At 49.8% G+C, this 18,517-nt stretch carries 20 protein-coding genes and 1 pseudogene; 10 read left to right on the top strand and 11 right to left on the bottom strand.

Annotation, left to right across the window (positions count from 1 at the left end):
- The first annotated feature begins 2 nt into the window (after positions 1–2).
- Genes trpCF through trpA form a run of 3 tightly spaced genes read left to right on the top strand, consistent with a single transcriptional unit; the run spans position 3 to position 3,371 of the window.
- Positions 3–1,361 carry a bifunctional indole-3-glycerol-phosphate synthase TrpC/phosphoribosylanthranilate isomerase TrpF gene (gene trpCF, locus BZK40_RS22115; RefSeq protein ID WP_079935308.1) on the top strand — a complete coding sequence of 453 codons (1,359 nt, stop codon included), beginning with the start codon at positions 3–5 and terminating at the stop codon, positions 1,359–1,361.
- Positions 1,362–1,371: 10 nt separating this feature from the next.
- Positions 1,372–2,565 (top strand): tryptophan synthase subunit beta, encoded by a 1,194-nt coding sequence (gene trpB / locus BZK40_RS22110; protein WP_003020645.1) that lies wholly within the window; start codon positions 1,372–1,374, stop codon positions 2,563–2,565.
- The gene (trpA, locus tag BZK40_RS22105; RefSeq protein WP_079935305.1) at positions 2,565–3,371 is read left to right on the top strand and encodes a tryptophan synthase subunit alpha; all 807 of its coding nucleotides are present in this window, start codon (positions 2,565–2,567) and stop codon (positions 3,369–3,371) included. Before trpB ends, trpA begins: the two co-directional genes overlap by 1 nt.
- A 32-nt stretch (positions 3,372–3,403) precedes the next feature.
- Here the strand turns inward: trpA and BZK40_RS22100 are convergent, their stop codons facing one another.
- The 4 genes from BZK40_RS22100 to ompW all read right to left on the bottom strand — a co-directional run bounded on the left by BZK40_RS22100 (position 3,404) and on the right by ompW (position 7,722).
- Positions 3,404–4,876, bottom strand: coding sequence for a GGDEF domain-containing protein (locus BZK40_RS22100; RefSeq protein ID WP_079935304.1), 1,473 nt, complete (start codon positions 4,874–4,876; stop codon positions 3,404–3,406).
- A gap of 186 nt (positions 4,877–5,062) precedes the next feature.
- Positions 5,063–5,338: a hypothetical protein gene (locus tag BZK40_RS22095; RefSeq protein ID WP_032943616.1), complete on the bottom strand. Its 276-nt coding sequence runs from the start codon at positions 5,336–5,338 to the stop codon at positions 5,063–5,065.
- Positions 5,339–5,945: 607 nt separating this feature from the next.
- On the bottom strand, positions 5,946–6,662 hold the full coding sequence (locus BZK40_RS22090) for a YebC/PmpR family DNA-binding transcriptional regulator (protein ID WP_003020658.1): 717 nt from the start codon (positions 6,660–6,662) through the stop codon (positions 5,946–5,948).
- A 421-nt stretch (positions 6,663–7,083) separates the two neighbouring features.
- Positions 7,084–7,722, bottom strand: a complete 639-nt coding sequence (gene ompW / locus BZK40_RS22085) for an outer membrane protein OmpW (RefSeq protein WP_071446265.1) — start codon at positions 7,720–7,722, stop codon at positions 7,084–7,086.
- Positions 7,723–8,014: 292 nt separating this feature from the next.
- Between ompW and BZK40_RS24905 the strand changes: the two are divergent.
- The 4 genes and pseudogenes from BZK40_RS24905 to yciA form a co-directional block, all read left to right on the top strand.
- Positions 8,015–8,092: pseudogene (locus BZK40_RS24905) on the top strand (YkgJ family cysteine cluster protein); the annotation flags it as partial.
- 28 nt (positions 8,093–8,120) lie between these two features.
- Positions 8,121–8,864 (top strand): YciC family protein, encoded by a 744-nt coding sequence (locus BZK40_RS22080; RefSeq protein ID WP_003020663.1) that lies wholly within the window; start codon positions 8,121–8,123, stop codon positions 8,862–8,864.
- A 54-nt stretch (positions 8,865–8,918) separates the two neighbouring features.
- Positions 8,919–9,458: a septation protein A gene (locus tag BZK40_RS22075; protein WP_048235264.1), complete on the top strand. Its 540-nt coding sequence runs from the start codon at positions 8,919–8,921 to the stop codon at positions 9,456–9,458.
- Between the two features lie 164 nt (positions 9,459–9,622).
- Positions 9,623–10,024 carry an acyl-CoA thioester hydrolase YciA gene (gene yciA / locus BZK40_RS22070; RefSeq protein ID WP_008784945.1) on the top strand — a complete coding sequence of 134 codons (402 nt, stop codon included), beginning with the start codon at positions 9,623–9,625 and terminating at the stop codon, positions 10,022–10,024.
- Positions 10,025–10,088: 64 nt separating this feature from the next.
- On the opposite strand, the gene tonB is transcribed toward yciA, so the two are convergent.
- Positions 10,089–10,817 carry a TonB system transport protein TonB gene (gene tonB / locus BZK40_RS22065; protein ID WP_168150127.1) on the bottom strand — a complete coding sequence of 243 codons (729 nt, stop codon included), beginning with the start codon at positions 10,815–10,817 and terminating at the stop codon, positions 10,089–10,091.
- A gap of 215 nt (positions 10,818–11,032) precedes the next feature.
- Here tonB and BZK40_RS22060 point away from each other — a divergent pair, with 215 nt between their 5' ends.
- Positions 11,033–11,329, top strand: coding sequence for a YciI family protein (locus BZK40_RS22060; protein WP_048211485.1), 297 nt, complete (start codon positions 11,033–11,035; stop codon positions 11,327–11,329).
- Positions 11,330–11,379: 50 nt separating this feature from the next.
- Here BZK40_RS22060 and BZK40_RS24290 read toward each other — a convergent pair whose 3' ends face one another.
- On the bottom strand, positions 11,380–11,553 hold the full coding sequence (locus BZK40_RS24290; protein ID WP_003020684.1) for a YciY family protein: 174 nt from the start codon (positions 11,551–11,553) through the stop codon (positions 11,380–11,382).
- Positions 11,554–11,695: 142 nt separating this feature from the next.
- On the opposite strand from BZK40_RS24290, the gene cls reads away from it, so the two are divergent.
- Both cls and BZK40_RS22050 read left to right on the top strand, forming a co-directional pair.
- A complete protein-coding gene (cls, locus tag BZK40_RS22055) occupies positions 11,696–13,156 on the top strand; it encodes a cardiolipin synthase (RefSeq protein ID WP_003020687.1) in 1,461 nt (486 codons plus the stop codon).
- Between the two features lie 34 nt (positions 13,157–13,190).
- Positions 13,191–13,520, top strand: a complete 330-nt coding sequence (locus BZK40_RS22050; RefSeq protein WP_003020691.1) for an HI1450 family dsDNA-mimic protein — start codon at positions 13,191–13,193, stop codon at positions 13,518–13,520.
- Positions 13,521–13,557: 37 nt separating this feature from the next.
- On the opposite strand, the gene BZK40_RS22045 is transcribed toward BZK40_RS22050, so the two are convergent.
- From BZK40_RS22045 to oppB, 5 genes are read right to left on the bottom strand one after another with little or no spacing between them, the layout of a single operon-like run.
- Positions 13,558–14,394, bottom strand: a complete 837-nt coding sequence (locus BZK40_RS22045) for an ion transporter (RefSeq protein ID WP_003833361.1) — start codon at positions 14,392–14,394, stop codon at positions 13,558–13,560.
- A 45-nt stretch (positions 14,395–14,439) separates the two neighbouring features.
- The gene (oppF, locus tag BZK40_RS22040; RefSeq protein ID WP_008784949.1) at positions 14,440–15,444 is read right to left on the bottom strand and encodes a murein tripeptide/oligopeptide ABC transporter ATP-binding protein OppF; all 1,005 of its coding nucleotides are present in this window, start codon (positions 15,442–15,444) and stop codon (positions 14,440–14,442) included.
- The gene (gene oppD, locus BZK40_RS22035; protein WP_003833364.1) at positions 15,441–16,454 is read right to left on the bottom strand and encodes a murein tripeptide/oligopeptide ABC transporter ATP-binding protein OppD; all 1,014 of its coding nucleotides are present in this window, start codon (positions 16,452–16,454) and stop codon (positions 15,441–15,443) included. Before oppD ends, oppF begins: the two co-directional genes overlap by 4 nt.
- 11 nt (positions 16,455–16,465) lie before the next feature.
- Positions 16,466–17,374, bottom strand: coding sequence for an oligopeptide ABC transporter permease OppC (gene oppC / locus BZK40_RS22030; protein ID WP_003020701.1), 909 nt, complete (start codon positions 17,372–17,374; stop codon positions 16,466–16,468).
- Positions 17,375–17,388: 14 nt separating this feature from the next.
- Complete coding sequence (gene oppB / locus BZK40_RS22025; protein WP_003020708.1) at positions 17,389–18,309, bottom strand: oligopeptide ABC transporter permease OppB; 921 nt, start codon at positions 18,307–18,309, stop codon at positions 17,389–17,391.
- Positions 18,310–18,517 lie beyond the last annotated feature (208 nt).

The raw sequence follows: 18,517 nt of genomic DNA, 5'->3' as shown, positions 1-18,517 counted from the left end.
TGATGCAAACCGTTTTAGCGAAAATTGTCGCAGACAAGGCGATTTGGGTAGAAGCCCGCAAACAGCAACAACCGCTGGCCAGCTTTCAAGATGATGTTCAGCCTGGCTCACGTGATTTCTACGATGCGCTGCAAGGTGCACGCACCGCCTTTATTCTGGAATGCAAAAAAGCATCTCCATCAAAAGGCGTGATCCGTGATGACTTCGACCCTGCACAGATTGCGAGCATCTATAAACATTATGCTTCCGCGATCTCCGTACTGACCGATGAGAAGTATTTCCAGGGGAGCTTTGATTTCCTGCCTATCGTCAGCCGCATCGCACCGCAGCCGATTCTGTGTAAGGACTTTATTATCGATCCTTACCAGATTTACCTGGCGCGTTTCTACCAGGCGGACGCCTGTTTGCTGATGCTGTCGGTGCTCGATGATGAGCAATATCGTCAACTCGCCGCCGTCGCCCACAGCCTGAAAATGGGCGTACTGACCGAAGTCAGTAACGAAGAAGAGCTGGAGCGTGCTATCGCACTGGGCGCCAAAGTCGTTGGTATCAACAACCGTGACTTACGCGATCTGTCGATTGATCTGAATCGCACCCGTCAACTGGCACCGCGACTGGGTCATGGTGTGACCGTCATCAGCGAGTCCGGCATCAATACTTACGGTCAGGTGCGCGAGCTCAGCCACTTCGCTAACGGTTTTCTGATTGGCTCCGCGCTGATGTCGCATGCTGATCTGCACGCCGCCGTGCGACGCGTACTGCTCGGCGAGAATAAAGTCTGCGGTTTAACCCGGGCTCAGGATGCAAATGCGGCATACGAAGCGGGTGCCATTTACGGCGGCTTGATTTTTGTCCCCACATCACCGCGCGCGGTCAACGTTGAACAAGCGCGAGAGGTCATGACCGGCGCGCCGCTGCAATACGTCGGGGTGTTTCGCAACTCAGATATTACCGACGTGAGCGCAACAGCGGCGGAGCTGGGACTAACTGCCGTGCAACTGCACGGTAACGAAGACCAGTCCTATGTTGACGCCCTGCGCGACTTACTGCCCGCACAGGTGCAAATCTGGAAGGCACTCAGCGTCAGCGAGACGTTGCCAGCCCGTGATTATCAGCATGTCGATAAATACGTCTTCGACAACGGCCAGGGCGGCAGCGGTCAACGCTTCGACTGGTCACTTTTAGGCGGACAATCGCTGGATAACGTTTTACTGGCTGGCGGACTCGGCGCAGATAACTGCGTTGACGCGGCAAAAACCGGCTGTGCCGGTCTCGATTTCAATTCTGGCGTAGAGTCACAGCCGGGCATCAAAGATGCACGTCTTCTGGCTTCGGTCTTTCAGACGCTGCGCGCATATTAAGGAAAAGGACATGACAACATTACTCAATCCGTACTTTGGTGAATTTGGCGGTATGTATGTGCCACAGATTCTGATGCCTGCCCTGCGCCAGCTGGAAGAAGCTTTTGTCAGCGCACAAAAGGATCCTGAATTTCAGGCGCAGTTTACAGATCTGCTGAAAAACTATGCGGGTCGCCCAACCGCACTGACCAAGTGCCAGAACATTACTCAAGGCACCAACACGACGCTGTATCTCAAGCGTGAAGACTTACTGCACGGCGGTGCGCACAAAACCAACCAGGTGCTGGGTCAGGCGTTACTGGCGAAGCGTATGGGGAAAACGGAAATCATCGCCGAAACCGGCGCGGGTCAGCACGGCGTTGCATCTGCTCTCGCCAGCGCACTGCTGGGGTTGAAATGCCGTATTTATATGGGTGCGAAAGACGTTGAACGTCAGTCGCCTAACGTTTTCCGTATGCGTTTGATGGGCGCTGAAGTTATCCCCGTTCACAGCGGTTCCGCAACGCTGAAAGATGCCTGTAACGAAGCGCTTCGCGACTGGTCTGGCAGCTACGATACCGCGCACTACATGCTCGGTACGGCGGCTGGTCCGCACCCCTTCCCGACCATTGTGCGTGAGTTCCAGCGCATGATCGGTGAAGAAACCAAGGCGCAGATTCTGGAAAAAGAAGGTCGTCTGCCGGACGCCGTTATCGCCTGCGTAGGCGGCGGTTCTAACGCCATCGGGATGTTCGCCGATTTTATTAATGAAACCAGCGTCGGTCTGATTGGCGTAGAGCCAGGCGGTCACGGGATTGAGTCTGGAGAACACGGCGCACCGTTGAAGCATGGTCGTGTCGGGATTTACTTCGGCATGAAGTCCCCAATGATGCAGACTGAAGAAGGACAGATTGAAGAGTCTTACTCTATTTCTGCAGGGCTGGATTTCCCATCGGTCGGGCCACAGCATGCATACCTGAACAGCATTGGTCGCGCCGATTATGTTTCAATCACCGATGATGAAGCACTGGAAGCCTTCAAAACGCTGTGTCTGCACGAGGGAATTATTCCGGCACTGGAGTCCTCCCATGCCCTGGCGCACGCGTTGAAAATGATGCGTGAGAATCCAGAAAAAGAGCAGTTGCTGGTGGTTAATCTCTCCGGTCGCGGCGACAAAGACATTTTCACCGTACACGATATTTTGAAAGCGCGAGGGGAAATCTGATGGAACGTTACGAAAACCTGTTTGCACAGCTGAAGGACCGCAAAGAAGGCGCTTTTGTCCCCTTCGTAACCCTGGGCGATCCGTCTGTTGAGCAGTCACTGAAAATCATTGATACGCTGATTGAAGCCGGTGCCGACGCGCTTGAGCTCGGCATTCCGTTCTCCGATCCGCTGGCAGATGGCCCAACTATTCAGGAAGCCACCCTGCGTGCGTTTGCCGCCGGCGTTACACCGTCGCAATGCTTTGAAATGCTGGTGCTGATTCGCCAGAAGCATCCGACGATTCCCATTGGGTTGCTGATGTATGCCAACCTGGTCTTCAGCAAGGGCATTGACGAGTTTTACGCCCAGTGCGAAAAAGTGGGTGTGGATTCTGTGTTAGTGGCCGATGTTCCCGTTGAAGAGTCTGCACCATTCAGAACTGCAGCGCTCCGTCACAATATTGCACCAATTTTCATCTGCCCGCCGAACGCTGATGAAGAACTGCTACGCCAGATTGCCTCTTATGGTCGTGGCTACACTTATCTGCTTTCACGTGCAGGCGTGACCGGTGCCGAAAATCGTGCGGCATTACCGCTGCATCATCTGGTTGAAAAGCTGAAACAATATGATGCTCCACCTTCTTTACAGGGCTTTGGTATTTCTGCGCCTGAACAGGTAGCCGGTGCTATTGAAGCCGGTGCTTCCGGTGCAATTTCCGGCTCGGCAATTGTGAAAATCATTGAGAAAAATGTTGCGGCACCGGAACAGATGCTGGCTGAGCTGAAAGCGTTTGTCAGCGCGATGAAAGCCGCCACCCACCAATAAGCTAAATCAACCGCCAGAAATTTCTGGCGGTTTTATCCTTCTTTCGTGTGCTTCATTCTATACATAGCGCTATCCGCATTCTGAATGGCCACATCAAGTTCACCATTCACCTCTGCAATCCCCCACGATACTGACAATGGCACGGTATGGCCATCCACCACAAACACATGGCTGGTCACCTGCCCACTAATACGTTGCGCGATTGCTATAGCGTCAGTTGCCTGCGATCGAAACAGCAGGATCATAAATTCATCCCCGCCGGTACGAATCACAATATCGTGACTGGTGCGGGTGTTTGACAGCATTCTGTTGGCGATAATTTGCAGCGCACGATCGCCTGCCGCGTGGCCCCAGGTGTCATTGACGGCCTTGAACTTATTACAGTCAAGTAGCACCACCGAGCAGTGTGATAAATCCCGACGCTTGATGATGTCGAGAATTCGGCGGTTAAAACAGCCGGTCAGAGTATCGATATAAACTTTTAGGTCGCTTTCGTTTAGCCATGACTTTAACGAGAAGCTAATGATGATGAAAAAGAACGGCGCCAGCAGGATAACAATCCCGGCATGTGCGTCGCGCGCCATAAAACGGCCTAATGAAAGCGAATAGTGCAGCGCATATTTCTCCGAAAAATTGCGCACCATAAAGCGGGATTGACCGGTACATTTACCGGATAAACAGAGACTCTCATGGTTTGTTAAATTCACCAACTCCACATTCAGCTCCGGTGGAATTTGGTTGTCAAATGCCTGGGCTAACGCTTCCTGCAATTCGGGCTTTGAATGGTCATAGACCAGATAGGCTACGATTTGGTCTGATATCTCTTTGCCAGACAGATCGTAGATATAACTAACCACGCTATAAGCTTTTTCACCGGTAATTTTATCGGTATAAAAATTCGTCGAACTAAGGGCTTTGTTTTTGACGTTTTTTTGCAGTAATCGAGTATAGAAATCGACCGGAGGATAGAAAAAGTTGGTGATATCCCGTGCCATTTCAGAATTAGAGAAACTGAAATTGCGCGAATCGGAAGCCATAAACCAGTAAAAATAATCTGAGTTTTTGGCGATAATATAACGATGTGCATCAAAACTGCCCGGGTTTAGCTCATTGACCATACCACGAATAAATTCAGCCGCTGTATACATACACAGCGCATTGTGGCTGGTTTGCTGGGCAACCATTGTCCCGGTCGCTGAATGCAGCCGCTTTGGGTCGGCGTTAATTCCCCATTCCTGATCATTCCGAGGAACAAATCGAGACATATCGCCACATTGCTCGCCATTTTTGATGTGGTGATAGCGCTCACCAATCGCATCAGCGATCAGCTCATTATCGTTAAAAATGTCCATCATGCGCGCTTGCAGGCGGTTGACACCTTCGCTGGCAGCGGCCATTCGCTGTTCATAAATAATAAACAGAAACAACGACGTAAATACCAACGTAATGAGCCCTGATACCAGCAGTGCCTGCCTGTTTCTGAGCTTATCCTGCACAATCTTCACGAGTCCACCCTGATAGTTAACAGTGTTGCCAAATCGGTTACCCGTTTATGTTGTTGCATAACAGCGTTGTACGTTGATAGAGAATGTTCGCCACCCCGAAGCAGGTAAGTTGATGCAGCCCGCAGTCGCGCGCTTAGGTTACAGTTTTATACAACAAAAGCACATATTTGTTAACATAAGCGCAAACTAATCATCACCTTCAATAGGATACCCTGCCCGTCGAATGGCCTCGCGGCAGTCGTTTACGCCTGCGGCATAGCCCGCCTCAATCTCACAAACCGGACTGGCGCTGCAATAAGGTAGTGTAACCGGAGTCGCAATAAGTTTCTCCAGCGCCTCAATTTTATCCATGCAAAGCAATAACTCACGTGCAGCACTCACGGCAAACGCTGCCGTTTGATCTTCGGAGAACGGTTCCAGAAGTGTTATTTTTTGCTGTAGCAGATGGCGGGTCAACATCATCAGCAATACCCTCAAAGTTGTTTTGCTTAAAGAGTAGCACTACATCAAAGGGAGAAAGGTAGGATGGGATTGTTTAAACGATGGGTCGAGGTAAGGATATTGTCTGAAAACGGTAACAGACAGCTCCGTGCGAATCTCTGGCGAAGATCAGAAAATTTAGTTGATGACGATGGAAAATATCCGAGTTTGTAATAATGGTGCACTCATTTTTTCCATACTGTCTGAGACTGTCAATCATTGGACTATTCTGTGCAAGAAGCGGACCACATAATCTGATGTAAAGCTTCACTGATAATGTCGGGACAGTGATGAGTGAGAAACTCACGTTGTGCTTACACCAGGATTATCTGGAATGATGGAGTTAACATCTCAATTGTTCATAGCGGCGCTGAGTGGATGCAGGATATCGCGGGGCATATTGGACGTATAACGTTTATCGCGTACCTAAGAAGTTAAGGCCAGAGATTTTAATTATTACATTTTCTTTTTTAAGATAGTGGTTTTTATCAGTTTTTTAGAATAGATATATCTGGCCAGACATTCTTCTTCATAACAACTTTATGAGTTAAAAAAATCTGCCATAATGACAGATTCTTTTAATCTATCATTAGAGATTAGCAACGTTATGATATACTTTTTGAACATCATCGTCATCTTCAAGGGCATCAACAAGCCCTGCAAAGACTTCTAAATCTTCTGGTGAAAGTTCAATTTCTGATTGAGCAATCATCTCTAATTCTGTGGTAGAGAATTCAGTAATCCCTGCGGCTTTTAAAGCTGCAATGCCTTTGTGAAGATCTGTAGATTCTGTATAAATAACGATGTTTCCTTCTTCTTCGGTTACATCACGAACATCTACTTCAGCATTAAGCAAAATTTCAAAAATGTGGTCAGGATCTGTCCCTTCAAATACAATCACTCCGGTATTGTCAAACATATAGCTGACAGAACCAGCCGCTCCGATATTCCCGCCTTTTTTATTAAAAATTGAGCGGACATTAGCAATCGTACGGTTAACATTTGAAGTCAATGTTTCAGCGATAATCAGTGAACCACTGGGACCAAAGCCTTCATAACGCCCTTGCACGAACGTTTCATCGCTGCCGCCTTTGGCTTTATCAATGGCTTTATCAATAACGTGTTTTGGAACCTGCGCTTGTTTAGCACGTTCAATAACGAATTTTAAAGATGTATTTAATTCTGGGTCTGGTTCGCCTTGTTTAGCAGCAGCATAAATTTCGACACCAAATTTTGCATATACATTAGACGTTGCACCGTCTTTAGCTGTTTTTTTAGCAACAATATTTGCCCACTTACGTCCCACTGGAATGATCTCCTCAAAAATTCATTTACATAGCCGACAGGTAAATAACCTAGCATTACATTATATCATGACGTATAAATCCTCGTCTATTAAAAATAAAAATATTATAATTTTACGACATGTTACTTTAATTTTATCAATAGTTAACATTATTGATAAATTATCCTCTGGTTCTTTTTTGTTCTTAATAAATGGTCCGCAGCAATAATGCATAAGTGAAGAGAAACAAAAGTGATATTCCAGACAAACACTTCTACTATTAAAGTTGCTGCTGCACTGCTTATAGCGAGGTTTCGACACACAAATTTTGTCAGGCCAGAGGCGCAAAATAATGGCCGTTCAAGACAACGACACGCGTGGAAAAGAATGAAAAAAAACTGGTCACTTGATGACCAGTTTTGCAGGGGTTTTGCAGAAGAACTTAAAAACGATAACCCGCAGAGAACATAAACACCCACGGATCGAGGCGTACACTGTCTCGCTGCTGGACGCCACCCATTTTATAGCTTGCGGTGGTATCGATATCCATGTACCACACCGACATGTTAATCAGCCAGTCACGGTTAATCAGATAGTCCATACCGACTTGCCCTGCTGCGCCCCAGGAATCTTTCAGGCTCAGGTCCGATAACCCCGTTTTTTTACCGTTATCGTTAAAGCCTTCATCGAAGAAGGTCGTGTAGTTCACCCCAACACCTACGTACGGACGCAGTTTACTGCTGGAGTCACCGAAGTACCACTGCGCCATTAACGTCGGCGGTAAATGATGTACGGTGGCAATATCACCCGTTGCAGCAGTGCCGATTTTATGACGGAACGGCGTAGCTGCCAGTAATTCAACACCGATATTGTCGGTTGCCATGTAGGTAAATGTCAGACCCAACTGCGTGTTATTGCTGACATCAAAGCCACCTAAACTGCCCAGCGTACCACCTGCACCTTCCGTCGGCCTGACGGTGGCAGAACCTGCACGAATAAAGAACTCTCCAGCTTCATGCGCAAATGCGTTACCAGAGAGAAGAGTTGTTAAAGCCAATGCTGCAACTGTTAATTTTTTCATGTCCGCTCCATCGTTATGGTTATAAAAGCGGAACGAATATACCCACATTGGAGTAATAAGTGATCTAACATGGATCACATTGACTTTGATAATTTAACATTTATTGATCCAGATTAAGTTAGAACTTGCATTCAAAATCCTGGTTAAATTAATTCAGATCAATTTTGATATATTTTCAATGTGCAAGTACCCCCAGCTCATTGCTGATGGGTGATGGATATCTGCGCGTGATGCGCAGATAACAAACAGCGTTTATGCACGACGCTGAAGTCATAGCCAAAAATTACTGCAGCTTTACAAAGATATGCTTTTCCATACATCGCGCGATGCTGCCACTGTAGAGTTATCCAGGGTACAATTGCCCGCAAATGAACACCTGCAAAACTCAAGGAGAGTGCATGTCTATCACGGCGAAATCCGTTTACCGTGACACGGGAAACTTTTTCCGTAATCAATTCATTACCATCTTGCTGGTATCGTTGTTGTGCGCGTTTATCACAGTGGTGTTAGGGCATGCCTTTTCCCCCACTGACGCACAAATTGCGCAACTCAGTGAAGGCGATCAGTTAACCAGCAGCGTGGGGCTGTTCGATCTGGTGCAAAACATGACCCCGGAGCAACAGCAAATTTTGCTACGCGCTTCCGCGGCGTCGACGTTTTCCGGTCTGATTGGTAATGCCATCCTCGCCGGGGGGGTCATCCTGATGATTCAGCTGATTTCAGCAGGTCATCGGGTCAGTGCGTTACGTGCTATCGGCGCCAGTGCGCCAGTGTTGCCGAAGCTGTTTATTCTGATTTTTTTGACTACTCTGCTAGTGCAAATCGGTATTATGCTGGTTGTTGTTCCCGGTATTCTGCTGGCGATCCTGCTGGCACTCGCACCGGTGATGTTGGTACAGGACAAAATGGGTGTCTTTGCCGCGATGCGCAACAGTATGCGTCTGGCGTGGTCCAATATGCGACTGGTTGCGCCGGCAGTGATCGGTTGGTTGCTGGCAAAAACGCTGCTGTTGCTTTTTGCGCCAAGTTTTGCAGTACTTACGCCGAATGTAGGCGCGGTATTGGCGAATACGCTGAGCAATATGATCTCCGCCGTGTTGCTGATCTATTTGTTCCGCCTGTACATGCTGATTCGCCAATAAACCCTGAACGCATTCCGGGCTTGTTCCCGGTGCTTTTGATGACGGAATCGAAGAATGAAGCAGTTTCTTGATTTTTTACCGCTGGTTGTCTTTTTTGCTTTTTATAAGCTTTACGACATCTATGCGGCGACCTCGGCGCTGATTGTCGCGACGGCTGTAGTGTTGATTTACAGCTGGGTTCGCTATCGCAAGGTCGAGAAGATGGCGTTAATCACCTTTGTCCTGGTGGCCGTATTTGGTGGCCTGACTATTTTTTTCCACAACGATGAATTCATTAAGTGGAAAGTAACGGTGATTTACGGGCTGTTTGCTGGTGCTCTGCTGGTTAGCCAGTGGGTGATGAAAAAGCCGCTGATTCAACGCATGTTAGGTAAAGAGCTGACCCTACCGCAGTCAGTGTGGTCGAAACTTAATTTAGCATGGGCCGTATTTTTCATCCTGTGTGGTCTGGCGAATATCTATATTGCATTTTGGCTACCGCAGAACATTTGGGTCAACTTCAAGGTGTTCGGTCTGACCGCCCTGACTTTATTCTTTACGCTGCTGAGTGGGGTCTATATTTACCGTCATCTGCCGCAAGAAGATAAATCATAATTCATGCTCGCCAGATCTGCGGATCTGGCGAATTTTTATCCCCTCGCGTCCATTGTGCTGACAACCTGACTTACATCTGCTCCGCACGCCGCATCCCCTCTGTTCTCAACGCACAAATTCTAGTAGCATCGCGCCTGTAATCTTTCTCTATAGTCGGTTCTACAATGACAACAACGAATAACACTCCCCAGGGCGAACTGGTTTTACGCACTCTGGCCATGCCTGCCGATACCAACGCAAACGGTGATATTTTTGGCGGCTGGCTGATGTCACAAATGGATATAGGTGGCGCGATTCAGGCCAAAGAGATCGCACATGGTCGTGTGGTAACGGTGCGGGTAGAAGGAATGAGCTTTTTGCGCCCGGTCGCCGTAGGTGATGTAGTGTGTTGCTATGCGCGCTGTGTGAAACGCGGGACAACCTCGATCAGCATCAATATTGAAGTTTGGGTGAAGAAAGTTGCTTCTGAACCAATTGGACAGCGCTATAAGGCTACCGAAGCTCTGTTTATCTACGTTGCTGTTGATAAAGACGGGAAACCACGTCCAATTCCCACGTTGGTCTGATAGCACACGTCAGTACTGCTATCCGGCAATCATCACTCTTGATCATTGCCGGACGGCCTGATGCTTACTCGATCTGCGTTGTGCCGTTTAATTTGAAAACAATATTCACCACAAGTCCGGAACCGGGTTTACCTGCTTCATAACGCCATCTACGCATCGCGTTTTTCACTTCACGTTCAAACATATTGGCAGGCTGTGCCGACAGGATCTCCACATTTTCAACCCGGCCATCCGGCGTTACGTTAAATTTGACCTTTACCCGGCCTTCAATGCGCAGCGCCTGAGCTCGCGCCGGATACTGAGGCTGATTACGGCTTAAAGCGCGTGGACCCGATGGCGCACTGACCACCGGTTTGCTGGTAGTTGCCGGCGCGGTATTGGTCATTGTGCGAGTAGGTGCCGTATTTTCCAGTGGGGAGGCCGGGCGCGGTTCTGCTGGTTTAACATCGCGTTTCGGTTGCTCTTCCACCTTTTTAACCGGTTTTGGCTTCGGTTTAGGCTTGGGCTTCGGTTTTTCAATCACCACCGGCGCCTCTTTTGGTGGCTCTGGAATCGGTTCAGGTTCCGGTTCAGGCTCGACAACGGGTTCCGGCGGCGGCTGAACGGCCTGAGGCGGTTCGAGATCGGCAGGCGCGACCATCGTGACAGAGATCGGCTGCGCTGGCGCAGGTAGTTCAATAACCTGATGTACCGAGGTATACAGCAAACCAGCCACTACGGCACCATGAATGCCGACAGACAGTAACGTTGGCCAGGGAAAGCGACGAGGTAAATCAAGGGTCATTGAAGTCATAATCGTTTCAGTAAAAAAACCAGGCCCTGATTTTAAATGCAAATAGCAATCATATTCAATAAGCCCGTGGTGCTAACTGACATTTAAAACGCGATTTTATGATAAAAAACCACTTTCAGAGTATGGCCTTAACATATCAGTTATCTTTCCGTTGCAGTTGTTAGGCCTTTCCAATAACGTTATTAACGACTTTTACCGTTCAAGGAGCTCTACCCGTGCTGTATGTTATTTACGCTCAAGATATCGCAGACTCTCTCGAAAAACGTCTTTCCGTGCGCCCTGCTCATCTGGCTCGCCTGCAACTCCTTCATGACGAAGGTCGTTTGCTCACGGCGGGCCCCATGCCAGCGGTCGACAGTAACGATCCCGGTGCGGCGGGTTTTACCGGCTCGACGGTGATTGCCGAATTTGAATCTTTGGAGGCGGCACAGGCGTGGGCAGATGCCGATCCGTATGTTGCGGCGGGCGTTTATGCGCAGGTTTCAGTAAAACCTTACAAGAAAGTATTTTAAAAAACAGAACAAACGCAGACATTGGGCACCGCCAGCGGTGCCCTTTTAGATCAGATACTGTGGATTGCAAACAGCAACGAGTTGCGTTGATGGTTGAGAATGCACTTTCTGATAGTGTGGATACGCATATTACGACGCGATTGTCCTTCAAGCCAACGTGCTTTACGGCGGCTAGCCTGACGCAGCATCCGCCAGCGTCCCACTTCCGTTCTACTACGCTTCATGTTAACTACTCTTCCAGTCACTGAGCGGCCATTATAACGCCAGACCGAATGCAGGCCAGTGGTTTTCCCGTGTTTTTATTTGCCAGATTAATCCTGATGCGTAAACTCTTAACAATACGCTTTCAAAAGGATTTTTAAATTTATGACAACCTTCTACACCGTGGTGAGTTGGCTGGTCATTCTGGGTTACTGGGTACTCATTGCTGGCGTAACGTTACGCATTCTGATGAAGCGACGCGCAGTGCCCTCCGCAATGGCCTGGCTGTTGATCATCTACATTCTGCCATTGGTAGGAATCATTGCTTATCTGTCTTTTGGTGAACTTCACCTGGGCAAGCGACGTGCCGAACGCGCCCGGGCGATGTGGCCTTCAACCGCCAAATGGCTGAACGACCTCAAGGCCTGCAAGCATATTTTTGCCCAGGAAAACAGCAGCGTCGCCTCTTCGTTATTTAAACTGTGCGAGCGTCGTCAGGGTATCGCTGGCGTAAAGGGAAACCAGCTGCAGTTGCTCACCAGTTCAGATGACGTGATGCAGGCGCTGATCCGTGATATTCAGCTGGCGCGCCACAACATCGAAATGGTGTTCTACATATGGCAGCCAGGCGGTATGGCCGATCAGGTAGCCGAGTCGTTAATGGCTGCCGCGAGGCGTGGCATTCACTGTCGCCTGATGTTGGACTCCGCAGGCAGCGTGGCTTTTTTCCGCAGCCCTTGGGCAGCGATGATGCGTAACGCAGGTATCGAGGTTGTAGAAGCGCTGAAGGTGAACCTGATGCGTGTATTTTTACGCCGTATGGACCTGCGTCAGCACCGCAAAATGATCATGATCGATAACTACATTGCTTATACCGGCAGCATGAACATGGTCGACCCGCGTTTCTTTAAACAAGATGCGGGCGTCGGGCAATGGGTTGATTTAATGGCGAGAATGGAAGGTCCTGTCGCCACTGCTATGGGCATTGTCTATTCCTGCGACTGGGAAATTGAGACCGGAAAGCGCATTTTACCTCCGCCACCGGACGTCAATATCATGCCGTTTGAGCAGGCCAGCGGCCACACCATTCACACTATCGCCTCGGGTCCTGGTTTCCCTGAAGATTTGATTCATCAGGCGCTGCTAACCGCTGCTTATTCAGCGCGTGAATATTTAATTATGACCACCCCCTACTTCGTCCCCAGCGACGATCTGTTGCACGCGATCTGCACGGCGGCGCAGCGTGGGGTTGACGTCAGTATCATTCTTCCACGTAAAAATGACTCCCTGCTGGTTGGCTGGGCAAGCCGGGCCTTTTTCACCGAACTGCTGGCGGCTGGCGTTAAAATTTATCAGTTCGAAGGTGGCTTGCTGCACACCAAGAGCGTACTGGTCGATGGCGAGCTGAGCCTGGTCGGTACGGTTAACCTGGATATGCGCAGTCTATGGCTCAATTTTGAAATCACGCTGGTCATTGATGATGCCGGATTCGGTGGCGATCTCGCGGCAGTGCAGGATGATTATATTTCGCGTTCCCGCCTGCTTGATGCCCGTTTGTGGGTAAAACGACCACTCTGGCAGCGGATAGCAGAGCGACTGTTTTACTTCTTTAGTCCGTTGCTGTAAAACGTGCCCATCAGACAGTAAACAGGTAGTCATTATGGATATGGATTTGAACAATCGCCTGACCGAAGACGAAACGCTTGAGCAGGCTTACGACATTTTTCTCGAACTGGCTGCGGACAATCTGGATCCAGCCGACATCATTCTGTTCAATTTGCAGTTTGAAGAGCGTGGCGGTGCCGAGTTGTTCGATCCGGCAGAAGACTGGCAGGAGCATGTTGATTTTGACCTGAACCCTGACTTCTTTGCCGAGGTGGTGATTGGTCTGGCAGATACAGAAGACGGCGAGATTAACGATATTTTCGCGCGCGTTTTATTATGTCGCGAAAAAGATCATAAGCTCTGCCATATTCTCTGGCGCGAATAATCAAACAAAAAAGCTGCTCTCGCAGCTTTTTTCATTTTTAACCCGGCAGTTTACTTCCACAGCGGTTACAAAATTGCGCACTATGTTCGTGCTGCGCCTGCTGGCACTGCGGACATTTTCGTTGGTGCCCGCGCTGCTGGAACGCACTGCTCATGTGCGTGGTAATCAATCCCGTCGGTATTGCAATCACCGAGTAACCAATCAGGATAAGCACAGACGCCACCATGCGCCCCAACGGTGTGTGCGGCGTGATATCGCCATAGCCGACGGTGGTTACAGTAACAATCGCCCAATACACCGACGCATTCAGCGTAGTAAACCCATATTTTGGCCCTTCAATCAGATACATCATCGCGCCAAAAACCACCATCAGGATGGCGATAAAGGAATAGAACAGCATCAGCTGATGTCGGGCGCTTTTTAACGCATTCCAGAACACCCGCAGAGAAGGCATAAAGCGCAGCAGCTTGAGAATACGCAGGACACGCAGGACACGCATCGCTCGCCAGGCGAAAACATAGCTCAGACTGATTTCCGGCCATAGCCACATCACATACAGCGGCAGAATGGTGGCAAGGTCAATTATCCCCCAGAAGCTGAACACATATTTAGCGGGGTTAGCCCAGCAACATAAGCGCAGAAGATATTCGAGGGTGAAGACCAGAGTAATAAAGATCTCCAGCCAGACAAAAACGCGCCATTCCTCAAAGGTTAAATGGTATTGCGTCCCTACTCCGGACTCAATGAAGATAACGATAACGCTGAGCAAGGCAAATAGCGCACACATACCTTCAAAGCGACGCCCTGAACGGGTGTTTAAATCAAATAATTTGCGATAGAGCGCACGGCGGACAGAAGAGACTAAACCTGGCACAGATACCTCACCAAAAAAAGGGCTGACCTTTGTCAGCCCTCAGGATTATAGCGGGTCTACTTTCAGGCAGGAAACTGCATGTCGGAAACTTCCTTCCAGAACCGGGCGCGTTTTTGCGCATTCCGGTCCAGCAATCGGACAGCGCGTACGGAACACGCAACCGGAAGGAGGATTAATCGGGGACGGTAATTCGCCTTCCAACAACTGGATAACCTTGTTCCTTTCCTGATCCGGATCGGGGATCGGCACCGCAGACATCAGCGCTTTGGTATAAGGATGCAGCGGGTTATGGTACACCTCGTCATAAGTCCCTAATTCCACCGCATGTCCGAGATACATAACCAGCACACGGTCGGAGATGTGTTTAACCACCGCGAGGTCGTGAGCAATGAAGATTAACGATAATCCCATTTCGCGCTGAAGCTGTTGCAGCAGATTAACCACCTGGGCCTGGATTGATACATCCAGCGCCGAAACCGGTTCATCGCAGATAATCAACTTTGGTTCAAGGATCAGCGCGCGGGCAATACCGATACGCTGACACTGGCCACCGGAAAACTCATGTGGGTAGCGGTTAATCAGGTTGGGCAGTAATCCAACCTTCATCATCATCGCCTTCACACGGTCGCGGACTTCCTGACCAGGAAGATTCGGATGATAAGTTCGCAGCGGTTCGGCAATGATTTCACCAATGGTCATGCGCGGGTTTAACGATGCCAGCGGATCCTGGAAAATCATCTGGATATCGCTGCGCACTTCCCGCCACTCATCGGGTTTCATGCCCAGTAAATCTTTACCCAGCCAGGCAACCTTTCCATCGGTGGCCTTCACCAGGCCGATAATCGCACGGGCAAAGGTCGATTTCCCGCAGCCTGATTCACCGACCACACCCAGGGTTTCGCCCTCATACAGTCGCAGGGTTACGCCATCAACCGCCTTCAGGGTTTTAGACGGTTGCCAGAACCACTGTTTGCCATCTTTAATATCGAAATGGACTTTAAGGTCGGCAATCTCAAGGAGCACTTTACGTTGTTCGGTCACCGTATTCATACCAGTTCCTCCACCGGCTTAAAGCAGGCACGCAGACGGCCTGGGCTAAATTCCTCCAGTGGCGGAGCACTGCTACAGATTTCCATCGCATGCGGGCAACGCGGCTGGAATGGACAACCTTTTGGTAGACGCAGTAAGTTCGGTGGGTTGCCAGGGATAGTGAGCATCTCTTCCCCTTCGGCATCCAGACGAGGTACGGCATTTAGCAAACCAATCGAATACGGATGAACGGGTTTATAAAAGACATCCCGCGCACTGCCGTATTCCATAGTACGTCCGGCATACATCACCAGGACTTTATCGCAAATACCGGCAACAACCCCCAGATCGTGGGTGATCATGATAATCGCGGTGTTGAATTCACTTTTCAGTTCATTCAGCAGCGTCATAATTTGCGCCTGTACCGTCACATCGAGCGCAGTGGTTGGTTCATCGGCAATCAGTAATTTGGGCCTGCACAGCAGCGCCATGGCGATCATTACGCGCTGACGCATACCACCGGAGAATTCATGAGGATACATTTTCATACGCTTACGCGCTTCCGGCATTTTCACCGCATCCAGCATTCTGACCGACTCTTCAAAAGCTTCCGCTTTGCTCATGCCTTTATGCAGCATCAGAACTTCCATCAACTGCTCCCCGACCCGCATGTACGGATTGAGAGACGTCATCGGGTCCTGGAAAATCATCGAGATTTGCTCGGCGCGCAGTTTGTTCAGTTCACGTTCCGGTAAATTCAGAATTTCACGCCCGTTGAACGTTGCGGAGCCCCCGATACGACCATTCGCCGCCAGCAGCCCCATCAGGGCAAAGGCCGTCTGCGATTTACCCGAACCGGATTCACCGACAATACCCAGCGTTTCTCCGGCTCGCAGAGAAAAGTTTAAATCGTTGACCGCAGTTACATCGCCGTCGGGGGTCGCAAACGTCACACGCAAATCTTTTACGTTTAGCAGTGCGTTAGCCTGTTGTTGCGCGAGCGGCGCGGTTGAGGTTTCAATTACGCTCATGGCTGCACTCCTTAACGGTCTTTCGGGTCGAGGGCATCACGCAGGCCATCGCCAATAAAGTTAAAACAGAACAAAGTGACCACCAGGAAACCTGCCGGGAACAGTAGCAGCCATGGTGAGACTTCCATCGAGTTGGCACCATCACTGAGCAGCGCACCCCAACTACTTAACGGTTCTTGCGTACCTAATCCCAAAAAGCTCAGGAAGGATTCAAACAGAATCATGCTCGGCACCAGCAATGAAGCGTATACCACCACTACGCCCAGCACGTTCGGCACGATATGACGGATAACGATACGTACGGTAGATACCCCACCCACTTGTGCTGCTTCAATGAACTCTTTGCGCTTGAGACTCAGCGTTTGTCCACGCACGATACGCGCCATATCGAGCCAGGAGACCATTCCGATAGCGACAAAAATCAGCAGGATATTTTGCCCAAAGAAGGTGACCAGCAGGATCACGAAGAACATGAACGGGAAGGAGTTGAGGATTTCCAGCAGACGCATCATCACCGAGTCAATTTTTCCGCCGAGGTAGCCCGACAGAGAACCGTACAGCGTACCAACAACCACCGCGACTAACGCCGCCGCAATGCCGACCATCAGCGAAATGCGCCCGCCAATTGCCACGCGCACCAACAGGTCTCGTCCCGAAGAGTCAGTACCGAAATAGTGGCCTGATTCCGTATCCGGCGCGCTGGACATCATGCCCCAGTCGGTATCGAAGTAGGTAAACTGCGACAGCATCGGTGCCAGCGTCACGAACAGCGCAATAATTACCAGCACCACCAGGCTTGCTACCGCCGCGCGGTTATGCATAAAGCGTCGACGCGCGTCCTGCCACAGGCTGCGGCCTTCGACCTCCAGCTTTTCACTGAAATTCTCCAGCGCCTCGCTGTTTTTCTTACTTAACATCATAGCGAGCTCCAGTATCAGTAACGAATTTTCGGGTCGATAACGGCATACAGCACATCGACAATCGCGTTAAACACGATGGTCAGCGTACCCACCAATATGGTCAGACTAAGAACCAGCGAATAGTCGCGGTTTAACGCCCCATTGACGAACAACTGGCCAATACCCGGCAAACCATAAATGGTTTCAATAACCATCGAACCGGTGATAATGCCGACAAATGCCGGTCCCATATAGGACAACACTGGCAACAGCGCAGGTTTCAACGCATGGCGGAAAATAATCCGCCGCATCGGCAGCCCTTTAGCGCGCGCGGTACGAATAAAGTTAGAGTGCAGTACTTCAATCATCGAACCACGAGTAATACGGGCGATACTGGCGATGTAGGCCAGTGACAAGGCCACCATCGGCAGGATCATAAATTTCAGCGCCCCGCCGTTCCAGCCCCCGCCGGGTAGCCATTTCAAGGTGATGGCAAATATCATGACCAATAAGGGAGCGACCACGAAACTGGGGATAACCACCCCGGTCATTGCCACCCCCATCACCGTATAGTCCCAACGTGTATTTTGCTTCAGCGCGGCTATCACTCCGGCGCTAACACCGACGAGCACCGCCAGAATAAAGGCTGCCGCACCCAGCTTCGCAGAAACCGGGAAGCTCGAGGCAACGAGGTCGTTAACCGTGTAGTCTTTATATTTAAAGGATGGTCCAAAATCGCCGTGCGCCAGCTGTTTCAGATAGCTGAAATACTGTGTGGAGATGGGATCGTTGAGATGATATTTCGCTTCAATATTAGCCAGCACTTCTGGCGGCAATGCGCGTTCCCCGGTGAATGGGCTACCCGGCGCAAGGCGCATCATAAAGAATGAAATCGTAATAAGAATAAACAGCGTCGGAATCGCTTCCAGACAGCGACGTAATATAAATTTTAACATTGCCCGTACCTTCTGGCGTGTGCCTTTATACCCGTCATACTTCAAGCTGCAAGTGCGTTGGCTTTACTCGCTCACGCCAGTCACTTACTTAAGTAAGCTCCTGGCGATTCGCTGCGTTGCCGCCTTCCTGCAACGTGAATTATTTAGGGTATACCTCTCTTTGTCTAAAGAGGTATATATAGTTCGAAGAAAAAGACACTGTGGGGCA

Origin of the sequence: Citrobacter portucalensis, from assembly GCF_002042885.1 — a bacterium.
Taxonomy (GTDB): Bacteria; Pseudomonadota; Gammaproteobacteria; order Enterobacterales; family Enterobacteriaceae; genus Citrobacter; species Citrobacter portucalensis.
This window is presented reverse-complemented; position numbering and strand designations above follow the sequence as displayed.